The organism is Neisseria sp. P0013.S005, from assembly GCF_051958425.1.
Lineage (GTDB): Bacteria > Pseudomonadota > Gammaproteobacteria > Burkholderiales > Neisseriaceae > Neisseria > Neisseria subflava.
Genome location: NZ_JBQCVL010000022.1, coordinates 1 through 10,842, shown reverse-complemented (window position 1 = coordinate 10,842; position 10,842 = coordinate 1). Strand labels below are relative to the sequence as shown.

8 protein-coding genes and 2 pseudogenes are annotated in these 10,842 nt (G+C 47.7%); 8 read left to right on the top strand and 2 right to left on the bottom strand.

Annotated elements, in window-relative coordinates:
* From ACTHTA_RS10940 to ACTHTA_RS10910, 7 genes and pseudogenes are all read left to right on the top strand, one after another.
* A pseudogene (locus ACTHTA_RS10940) lies at nucleotides 1-73 on the top strand (integrase core domain-containing protein); the annotation flags it as partial.
* 55 nt (nucleotides 74-128) lie between these two features.
* Nucleotides 129-425 (top strand): annotated as a pseudogene (locus ACTHTA_RS10935) (glycoside hydrolase family 19 protein); the annotation flags it as partial.
* A gap of 254 nt (nucleotides 426-679) precedes the next feature.
* A complete protein-coding gene (locus ACTHTA_RS10930; protein WP_308888445.1) occupies nucleotides 680-1,081 on the top strand; it encodes a hypothetical protein in 402 nt (133 codons plus the stop codon).
* 10 nt (nucleotides 1,082-1,091) lie between these two features.
* Complete coding sequence (locus ACTHTA_RS10925; RefSeq protein WP_308888446.1) at nucleotides 1,092-2,225, top strand: hypothetical protein; 1,134 nt, start codon at nucleotides 1,092-1,094, stop codon at nucleotides 2,223-2,225.
* Between the two features lie 105 nt (nucleotides 2,226-2,330).
* Nucleotides 2,331-4,169 carry a glutamine--fructose-6-phosphate transaminase (isomerizing) gene (gene glmS, locus ACTHTA_RS10920; protein WP_308888447.1) on the top strand — a complete coding sequence of 613 codons (1,839 nt, stop codon included), beginning with the start codon at nucleotides 2,331-2,333 and terminating at the stop codon, nucleotides 4,167-4,169.
* Between the two features lie 72 nt (nucleotides 4,170-4,241).
* The gene (locus ACTHTA_RS10915; protein ID WP_308888448.1) at nucleotides 4,242-5,099 is read left to right on the top strand and encodes a hypothetical protein; all 858 of its coding nucleotides are present in this window, start codon (nucleotides 4,242-4,244) and stop codon (nucleotides 5,097-5,099) included.
* Nucleotides 5,100-5,129: 30 nt separating this feature from the next.
* On the top strand, nucleotides 5,130-6,512 hold the full coding sequence (locus ACTHTA_RS10910; RefSeq protein WP_440364525.1) for a calcium-binding protein: 1,383 nt from the start codon (nucleotides 5,130-5,132) through the stop codon (nucleotides 6,510-6,512).
* 130 nt (nucleotides 6,513-6,642) lie between these two features.
* Here the strand turns inward: ACTHTA_RS10910 and ACTHTA_RS10905 are convergent, their stop codons facing one another.
* Nucleotides 6,643-7,941 (bottom strand): M16 family metallopeptidase, encoded by a 1,299-nt coding sequence (locus tag ACTHTA_RS10905; RefSeq protein WP_049329362.1) that lies wholly within the window; start codon nucleotides 7,939-7,941, stop codon nucleotides 6,643-6,645.
* 58 nt (nucleotides 7,942-7,999) lie between these two features.
* Nucleotides 8,000-9,349: a M16 family metallopeptidase gene (locus ACTHTA_RS10900; RefSeq protein WP_440364526.1), complete on the bottom strand. Its 1,350-nt coding sequence runs from the start codon at nucleotides 9,347-9,349 to the stop codon at nucleotides 8,000-8,002.
* 193 nt (nucleotides 9,350-9,542) lie between these two features.
* On the opposite strand from ACTHTA_RS10900, the gene ACTHTA_RS10895 reads away from it, so the two are divergent.
* A complete protein-coding gene (locus tag ACTHTA_RS10895; RefSeq protein ID WP_440364527.1) occupies nucleotides 9,543-10,721 on the top strand; it encodes a phosphoglycerate kinase in 1,179 nt (392 codons plus the stop codon).
* Nucleotides 10,722-10,842 lie beyond the last annotated feature (121 nt).

The following is a 10,842-nucleotide window of genomic DNA, read 5'->3' as shown; positions in this document are numbered from 1 at the left end:
CTTTGTTAATTTCTATAACACTGTGAAGCCACACCGCAGTTTGAACGGCGATACGCCGTTTGAGGTCTTGTAGGCTTCATTCTCAACCTGTGGTGTAAACAACGCAACGTTTTCCTACAGGTTACCGTTATCGAGGTAGAGGCTATATTCAATTAACTGGGCGCAGTAATTATGAAATGGCTACGAAAGAATTGCAGATCGATCTAATTAATAAACCAGAATTAGCCGCAACTTCAGAAGTTGCGGCCAAAATAGCTATTTTATATTGGGAAAAAAGAGTTCCGGATTCTCACAAAGAGAATGTACGACAAGCTACAAAATATATTAATGGTGGTTTAAATGGTTTGGCAGATAGACAAAATAAGTATGATGAGTATTATCAAAAATTAACTCCTGAATATTTAGATAAAATTCAAAAAGGGTAGCAACATTCATCAAACGCACAATACAATGATTTTAGTGCATTAGTTAGCAATCTGATCAATGATAAAATTGCATTGTTTTGGTTTTATTCAAATGCTCTCCGGAGTAAGAAGCTCAATGTAGATATGATTACACGGATTAATCGGGCGGATATTGTCCGTTGCGAAAACGAATTATGCGCAAGGACAAGTAAGGCTGGAGAAAATGGTTACAGAGTAATTCAGAAACGATACTAGTAATATTTAGAGGGTAAATAATGAAAAAACTTATCGCAATATTTTTATTAATTCCTTTGGCAGCATTTTCCAATGCTCGCCCATTATCTTTTTCAGGGACTTGGTTATATACGGATCAGGTTGGAGATACCGTTGGAGGGAAAGAATTGGTCCTTAAACAAACGGGTAATTTAGTTACAGGGATATGGAATGAAGGAATTTCGACAGGTAGCGGGGGAAGTGGAAAACTAAAAGGATATGTGAAGGGAAACAAACTATTTTTAAATTATTGTTCTGATGAAGGAAATAATTGGTATAAATCTTGTCCTGAATATGAAAATTACGGAAGTTATTTTATTAAAAAAAATAATAAAATTATTGAATATGATATGACAGGTAATAAATTATATAAAAAAGGCAATGAGTTTATTTTAACTAAATAAGGAGTATGAAATGGTAGATTCAACCAACCAACATAAAACATTAAGTAAAGAAGATTTCCAAACTATAGCTTACTTTGCAGTAGGTGTTTCTTCTGAATCAAAATCAAAAGCTTATAGATTAGCTATCGCAGCAAATACTAGAGATGGGAAATTATATCCCATCGGAAATAGTGGATATTCTATTGGAACAATACAAACAGATTTAGGACAGCATCCTGAAGTTGCAAAAGATTTAGTTGAAGCATATCAAAAATGGACATTAGAGAAAAAACCTGATTGGAGGCTCTCTGAAATTCAAGAAAAAGCGATAATTCATGATTTGGGAAGAACAGGTAAAGAGATAAAAAGAGAAGATGGGCGACCATTGCCATCTGAGTTTAAATCTAGGCTCAATCAATTCTTAAGTAGTGAAGATGGAATTACTTGGGTTCATACTAGAGATGTAAATCAGATCAATAAGATTGAGCAAAATATTTTTATTCCTTTACAAGAAACAAAACTATATCAAGAGTTATCTTTTGATGATAAAACACATTTAGTAGCAGTTACTTCAAAACTTTATAATCAAAGTGAAAGGTGGGGGAGAAAAGTTTTGCAAGAAGTTAAAGATGGGAAATTTCATTCAGTCAATGAAGTAGATAGTAGAATTGATAGCTTTATTAAAGCCAGCGGCAAAAAGGACTATATAGAAACTGGTCGAAAAGAGGCAGTATTAGGCGCAACTTTAATCTCTCAATTAAATATCATAGAAAAAGATAATAGTCTTTTTGATAAATGGAATAGTGTTAAAACAACTCCTCTTGACAATCCTGTTAAATTAGAAGGGAATAAAAAAGATAATCATAATGAAATTAGAAACCTATTTATTGATCCTGAAAAATCCATAAATAAAATTAAACAGAGAGAAGATAAGAAAGTAGGTACGCAATTTTCATATGATGACTTTAGTACTTTAGTTAACAACCTGATTAACGATAAAGACGGTTCGTTTACCAAACAGTTGTTAGCAGACAATAAAGATATCGTTGATGCTTTTGATGCCAAAGTTCAGGAGAAAATAAAGCAAGAAGAACAACAAACTATTGCCCAAGAAGCACAACGGGAAGTAGTTGAGAAAAGTTTTGGTGGCCGTTCTTTTAGTTAGTAATGGCACCGAAAAACTTGAAACAATACCTCGTACCGTCTGAAAGTCAGCGTTGCGGATTTTACCAACGGGGCTACTGCCCCATATTGATACTAAGGAACTTATATGTGCGGTATCGTAGGTGCTATTCGCGCCAATCACAATGTAGTCGATTTTCTGACCGACGGTCTCAAACGCCTTGAATATCGGGGCTACGACTCGTCGGGTATCGCCGTCAACGCAGACGGCAAAATCAAACGCGTGCGCCGTGTCGGCCGCGTGCAGCTGATGGAAGACGCCGCGCGCGAAAAAGGCGTGTTCGGACACATCGGCATCGGTCATACCCGCTGGGCGACCCACGGCGGCGTAACCGAACCCAACGCCCACCCCCACATCTCCGGCGGCATGATTGCCGTTGTCCACAACGGCATCATCGAAAACTTCGAAGCCGAACGCGAACGCCTCCAATCCTTGGGCTACACCTTCGAATCGCAAACCGATACCGAAGTCATCGCCCACAGCGTCAATCACGAATACACCCAAAACGGCGGCAAACTGTTTGAAGCCGTCCGCGCAGCTACCGCCCGTTTCCACGGCGCGTATGCCATCGCCGTGATGGCGCAGGACAAACCCGAAGAAATGGTGGTCGCACGCATGGGCTGCCCGCTCTTGGTGGCATTGGGCGACCAAGAAACCTTCATCGCCTCCGACGTTTCCGCCGTCATCGCCTTTACCCGCCGCATTGCCTATTTGGAAGACGGCGACATCGCCGTATTGAGCGCGAACGGCATCGAAAAACTCATCGACAAAACCGGTGCCGACACCCAACGCAAAGTCAAAGTATCCGAATTGTCGCTCGCTTCGCTGGAGTTGGGCCCGTACAGCCACTTCATGCAAAAAGAAATCCACGAACAGCCGCGTGCCATCGCCGATACCGCCGAAGTTTTCCTTGACGGTGGCTTCGAACCTGAAAACTTCGGCGCGAACGCACGCGAAGTGTTCGACGACATCCGCAGCATCAAAATCCTTGCCTGCGGCACGTCCTACTACGCCGCGCTGACCTCTAAATACTGGCTCGAATCCATCGCCAAAATCCCGACCGATGTCGAAATCGCCAGCGAATACCGCTACCGCGACGTGATTGCCGATCCAAAACAATTGGTCATCACCATTTCCCAATCCGGCGAAACCTTGGACACGATGGAAGCCCTGAAATACGCGCAGTCTTTAGGACACAAACACAGCCTATCCATCTGCAACGTCATGGAATCCGCCCTGCCGCGCGAAAGCGAATTGGTGCTGTACACCCGTGCCGGCGCAGAAATCGGCGTTGCCTCTACCAAAGCGTTCACCACGCAACTGGTTGTATTGTTCGGCTTGGCGGTAACGCTGGGCAAACAACGCGGCTTTGTTTCCGCCGAAAAAGCGCATGAATACGTCGAAGAACTGCGCCAACTGCCCGGCAGCATCCAACACGCCCTCAACCTTGAGCCGCAAATCGCCGCGTGGGCGCAAAAATTCGCCAAGAAAAACAGCGCACTGTTTTTAGGTCGAGGCATCCACTTCCCGATCGCTCTCGAAGGCGCGTTGAAGCTGAAAGAAATCACCTACATCCACGCCGAAGCCTATCCCGCAGGCGAATTGAAACATGGCCCGCTGGCATTGGTGGACGAAAACATGCCCGTCGTCGTCATCGCACCGAACGACGGCTTGCTGGACAAAGTCAAAGCCAATATGCAGGAAGTCGGCGCACGCGGCGGCGAACTCTTCGTCTTTGCCGATTTGGACAGCAATTTCAACGCCACCGACGGCGTGCACGTCATCCGCGCCCCGCGACACGTCGGCGTACTCTCGCCGATCGTGCATACCATCCCCGTGCAGCTCCTGTCCTACCACGCCGCCCTCGCACGCGGTACGGATGTGGACAAACCGCGCAACCTGGCTAAATCGGTAACGGTTGAGTAAAGCCTAGCTTGAACGATAAAAGGTCGTCTGAAAAGTTTCAGACGACCTTAATTATTAATTGAAGGCAATCAAATGAATAGAATCTACAAATACCTACTGGTAATCGCTGCATTGGCGGCAGCAGGCTTCGGTATATATCAATATACCACGCCCGACAAATATCAATACTGGAAAGAATTGATTACCAAAGACCCCAAGCCTGACGGAGTTTCGGAACAGGAATACAGGGAAAAACTCAGGGCGGGCTATTGCTGGCGGGACAGGAAGTTTTACACGCCCGCAGAATTACACAGGAAAGCAATGGTCAGCTTTGCAGGCAGGTTATTGGGAGAAACAGAAGCCTATAAGGCCAACATGACCACCAATCAGGGCGGACGGGATTATTCTACGGGTGCAGACTGCGTACGTCACGAAAAAGCCTGTAGCGTCTGGTTTGTCTCGCAAGATTACACCAATGAGCAATGGGACAGGATGTTTTTGGCGGAGAAAGACCCAGCAGACGGGTCATTGTTGGCAAAATATCCTAAAAAGGAAATCAGACAGGAAAATGATTTGAGAAACTATTTGGAACAATATGACAATAAAGGTTTTACTTTGATTCTTAGAGGTCCCAGTAAGAACGGTGCCAATGTGTATGGTTCTGATTGCTGTACAGTTTTAAGTAAAAAAGAGGCTGAACCAATAATTAAAAAAGATGCTTTAATTACCTATTTGGAAGGAGCAGCAATTTTTCCAGAAAATAGCATACCTCAAAATATCAATATTCAAGATTATGGAGTAGGTCATTTTTATTTTAAATTTACTGGTGTAGATCCTGGACTGCATAGATGGAATGAAAATAAAGAGAGAACGTATCAACAATACGCTACAGAAATATTATTCATGAACAATTGCGGAGATGTTTTGTGGCAGCCTTTTTATGTCAAATAACTTATTTTCTTAACGAGGAGCAACATTATCATGTCAGATAACCAAAAATCTTTAGCTGTATCCGATGTTACAGTAGATAGAATTTTATCCCAATATTTGTGGAACAGCCCGATACCACCCAAAAGAGAAGATATGGGAATATCGATAACATCAGCTAATCGTACACCAGTAAAAATTGACGCAACCGACTATATGAAAAATGGTGCAGGCAGATATGCCACGGCAGCAGATTTCAAGATGTTTGAAAATTTTTTTAAAGCCTCGAATTTACCTGCAAGAAATACACCTTATTCTTTCGATGAGATTGGCAATAAAATCTATGGGATAGAACGATTTAACAGTTGGAAAAATGGTTTCTACAGTACGACTCCAGGAAAAGGTTTTACTGTCGCTATTTCTCAATATGGAATCGACACTTCATCTTCAGACTATGTCGAACGTGCTTTTATCTTCGGTTCAACACAAGTAGTTGTTACACCTGATGATCTTAGAAAACTTCAATTCTTCGTCCGACCCGACGGCAGCCGAGAAATCCGCAACCTCAGAATCACGCCTAAAAACGACAACTTCGACTTTATCGGCGGTTCATCTTCCCAAGACGCTTCGGGCAGGATGCTAAAAATGATGGTAGATACGGCAAACGCCGGGTTCAAGAAAGTTATTGATCCGAAAGGTATAGGCAGGGCTGTGCCCCTTGTCTATACCGATACCGACAAGCTGCCATTTGTCAATATTACGGATAAGGACTTCAAAAGACTCCAATCGGAGAAATCGAACCAAGAAAAACCAGATATTCTGATGGAAGAAACAGGTATTCTTCTGTTTCGTCAAGGAGGAGGGTTATTTAATAAGCTGAAAAAATCACCAGCCTTATATGATAAAAGCCTGCTGGGGCGTTGGCGAGACATTGAGCAGAATGCCAACGAAATGTACCAAAAAACCCGTGACCTTATCGAAAAAGATCCGAATATGATGTCTTTGGATGAAAGGGATGAACGCGATCAATACGCGGCGGATATTGATAAACCAACGGCTTTAACTATTGAGGATATGCCGCAAAACGCCCAAAAAATCTATCATCAAGGGAAACAGATTTTTGCTGATTTTTGTGCCCAGAAAAACATCGTTTACGATGCAAATAGTTTGGACAATATTGCGATGTCGTTAGCTTCAGTGGCTTATACAAACAAGATGAGTGATGTGTCTTTAATCAATATTAAAGGTAATGGGGAAGTCTTGATCGGACACAAAGCCCCCGGATTAATAATGGCTTCTGTAGATATGTGGGAAGCGGCTAAGACGCCGGTAGAGGAAAGCCTGAGCCAAATTCAGCAAACAGCACAACAAATTGAATATGAGGAGCAACAAAAACAAATCGTGCAATCCCAATCACATGGAGCGAGGATTTCTTAAGTAAAATCAAAAGAAAATGTAAAAAGAGGACTTAAATTCTACCAATTATCTACAAATGGTTTGATTGATTTTAAACAAAGCTAAAGGCCGTCTGAAAAATCTTTCAGACGGCCTGTTGTTTTAAAGCGTTTTATTCTGCGCCGACAACGACGATGTTGAGGTCTTTGAATTTGACGCGGCGTTGCCATGCGTCGCGGACTTGTTCGACGGTCAGGCTGTTGATGGCTTTGGGGTAGGCTTCCAAGTAGTCGTTGGGCAGGTCGTAGAGGCCGATCAGGCTCAGGTAGTTGAGCAGTTTGTCGTTGGAGTCGTAGCGCAGGGGGAAGCCGCCGACGATGTTGGCTTTGGCCTGTTTCAGCTCGGCTTCGGTTGGGCCTTCGGCGATAAACTGTTCAATGACGGCTTGGGTGTCAGCCAGTGAGGCTTTGGTGTTTTTCTTTTGGGTGGAGTAGGAAACGGTAAACGTGCCTTCTTCTGTCGCCGGGGCGAGGCTGCTGTATACGCCGTAGGTGTAGCCGTGTTGGTCGCGCAAAACTTTCATGAGGCGGCTGTCGAAACCGCCGCCGCCGAGGATGTAGTTGCCGGCAACGAGGGCGTAATAGTCGGGGTCATGGCGTTTGAAGAGGGAAGTGCCGAGCAGGACTTGTGCCTGCGTGCCGGCAAAGGGGATGTCGCGGCGTTGGGCGGTTTGTTTGGGAACGGGCGGGATGGCGTGGGTTGCGGTGGCTTTGGCCGGCAGGTCTTTGAGGACGCGCTCGACCAGTTGCTCTGCCTGTTTGCGGTTGAGGTCGCCGACGATGGCGACGATGGCGTTGTCTTTGCCGTAGTGGGTGCGGTGGAAGGCGCGGATGTCGTCCAGACTAACGCGTTTGAGGCTGTCAACGGTTACGTTTGCGCCGCTGCCGTAGGGGTGGTTTGGGTAGATGAGTTTGGTCAGTTCGCGCGTGGCGGTGTAGTCGGGGGTGGTTTCCTGTTGTTGCAAGCCGGTAATGGATTGGATTTGACGGCGGCGGAAAACGGCTTCGTCAAAACGCGGACGGGTCAGCGAGTGGTTGAGCAAGTTGGCGGCTTTGTCGCGGATGTCGGCTTTGCTGAGGCTGCGGAAGCCTGCGGATGCGCTTTCGGCATTGCTGTCGCTGCTGATGTGCGCACCGATGTTGTCGGCTTCGGCATTGAAGGCTTCTTCGTCCAGCTCTTGGGTACCGTCGGTCAGGAGGGCGGCGGTAAATTCGGCAACTTGGCTTTTGCCGTCCGGATTGGCGACGCTGCCTGCGCCCTTGAAGCTGACTTCAAGGTCGATGATGGGGTTTTCGTGGCGTTCGACAAGGAGGATTTGGGTGCCGTCGCGGTTGCGCCAGCGTTGGATGTCGGTGGCGGCTTGGACGCTTAAGGGCAGGAGTAGGGCAAGGGTGAGCAGGGTGGGTTTCATGTTGTGGCTTTCTGTTAAGGCCGTCTGAAAGGGTATGGGCTTTCAGACGGCCTGATGTTTATCGGCGTTTGGCAGTTTTTTTGCTTGGCGCGGCGGCAGGTTTTTGCGGCTCGATGATGACGGTGCTCATGCGTTCGTCGGTCAACATCCGGGCGGCAGCCTGTACTTCTTGCGCGCTGACTGCCTGCAGGCGGCGGTGGATTTCTTGTTCGTCGGTATATTGGAAACCGCGCGCTTCGAGGCGGCCCATCATGGAGGCTTGGGAAGACATGGAGTCTTTGGCGTAGATTTCGTTGACCGCTGCTTGGGTTTTGACGCGCTGCAATTCTTCTTCGGAAACGCCGTTGTCGGCAATGTCTTTGATTTCTTGGCGCAGCTGGGCAATCAGAGTATCGGTTTTCACGCCTTCGGCAGGCATGGCCATTACGCTGAACAGCGGCATTTCACGGCTGATGATGTCGTAATGCGTTCCTGCGTTCAATGCGGTTTGCTTGCCGCGCACGAGGTTTTTATCAAAACGGCTGGACGCGTTGCCTGCCAAAATATCGGAGAGGACGTCGAGGGCGAAAGGCATTGCGTCATTGAATTTTTGGAGTTTCGGCACACGGAAGTTGATGGCAATCAGCGGCTGGTGTGTGACCGGAGAAGTGGCTTTGACTGTAACAGGCTTGCGCAAATAGGGTTCGGTATGGAGCTTGTTGCGCGGCGGCTGGGCTTTGGCGGGAATATCGCCAAAGAGTTTGGCGGCCGTCTGAAGCGTTTGTTTGGCATCGACATCGCCGACAATGACCAATACGGCATTGTTGGGCGCGTAATATTGTTTGTACCACGCGCGCAGGTCGTCGGCTTTTAGGGTGTGCAAATCTTTCATGTAGCCGATGACGGAGGCGCGCATGGACGGTTGGGTAAAGGCGGCAAGATAGGCTTGTTCCCACATTTTGCCGTCGGCCGTGTCTTCCGTGCGCTGGCGGCGTTCTTCACGGATGACGTTCATCTCGTTGAGGAATTCTTTGTCGCTGAAGTTGAGGTTGTGCATGCGGTCTGCCTCGAGCTTCAGAATCTCGGGCAGGTTGGCGGCAGCGACGTTTTCGTAATATACCGTTTCATTGCGACTGGTGTAGGCATTGTTTTGTCCGCCCAGCTCGGACACGCGGCGGTTGAACTCGCCGGAGGGAACGTCTTTCGTGCCTTTAAACATCATGTGTTCCAAAGCGTGGCTCAGGCCGCTTTTGCCCGGTTTTTCATCCACGCTGCCGATTTTGTACCAAATCTGCGAAACGGCCACAGGCGCGCGGTGGTCTTCTTTGACGATGATTTTCAGACCGTTGGGCAGGGTTTCAGAAAGCGTCTGCGCCCATGAGGCGGTAGGCAGCGCGAAGGCAAGCATTAAAGCAATTCGGCGTAACATGGTTCAATCCGTAAAATGAAAATCAATCGCCAAAGTATAGCGGAAAATCTGAAAGATTGGCCGAATGTTTCAGACGGCCCGGGCTTTATCTGCTGGTTCACATCAAGCGCGGCCGTTGCCAATCTTTACCGTCGCCCCTCATTCGCGGATAATCCCAAACATTCCCGTTTCCAACCATCACAAAGGAATCATCATGGCATTTTTGAAACTGACCGAACAAAATGTTCAAGGCAAAACCGTTCTGATCCGCGCCGATATGAATGTGCCGTTCAAAGACGGCAAAATCAGCGACGACACCCGTATCCGCGCCTCGCTCGCGTCCATCAAATACTGCTTGGACAACGGCGCGTCCGTTATCGTGATGACCCACTTGGGCCGTCCGACCGAAGGCGAATTCCATCCTGAAGACGATGTAGCGCCTGTTGCCGCGCATTTGGGCAAACTGTTGGGCAAAGACGTGAAAGTATTGAACGACTGGCGTGAAAACAAACCGACCTTGAACGCTGGTGATGTGGTGATGTTGCAAAACGTGCGCATCAACAAAGGAGAGAAGAAAAACGACTTGGAGCTGGGCAAAGCCTACGCTTCTTTGTGCGACGTGTTCGTCAACGACGCATTCGGTACCGCCCACCGCGCCCAAGCTTCGACTGAAGCCGTTGCCCAAGCCGCACCGGTTGCCTGCGCCGGCGTGTTGATGGCGGGCGAACTCGACGCTTTGGGCAAAGCCCTGAAACAACCGGCTCATCCGATGGTCGCCATTGTTGCCGGCAGCAAAGTGTCTACCAAACTGACCATCCTCGAATCTTTGGCCGACAAAGTCGACCAACTCATCGTCGGCGGCGGCATTGCCAATACCTTCCTGTTGGCAGAAGGCAAAGCCATCGGCAAATCTTTGGCCGAACACGATTTGGTGGAAGAATCCAAAAAAATCATGGCGAAAATGGCGGCCAAAGGTGGCTCTGTTCCGCTGCCGACCGATGTGGTTGTCGCTAAAGCCTTTGCCGCCGATGCGGAAGCGGTGGTAAAAGACATTGCCGACGTTGCCGAAGATGACATGATTTTGGACATCGGCCCGAAATCCGCCGCCGCACTTGCCAAGTTGCTCAAAGCCGCTGGTACGGTCGTATGGAACGGCCCAGTCGGCGTGTTTGAGTTTGACCAATTTGCCGGCGGTACCAAAGTATTGGCTGAAGCGATTGCCCAAAGTGATGCGTTCTCGATTGCCGGCGGCGGCGACACGCTGGCGGCGATTGCCAAATTCGGCGTAACCGATCAAATCAGCTACATTTCTACCGGCGGCGGTGCGTTCCTTGAGTTCTTGGAAGGCAAAGAGTTGCCTGCCGTTGCTGCTTTGGAAAAACGCGGCGCATAATCGGTTTTAAAATCGATTGTTAAAAATAAAGGCCGTCTGAACATTGAACTGGCCCCCAAATCTTGGACACTCATAAAAGCCTTTTCAGGCGCTCTGTGTAAGCTGGGTTCTGTATGCGACA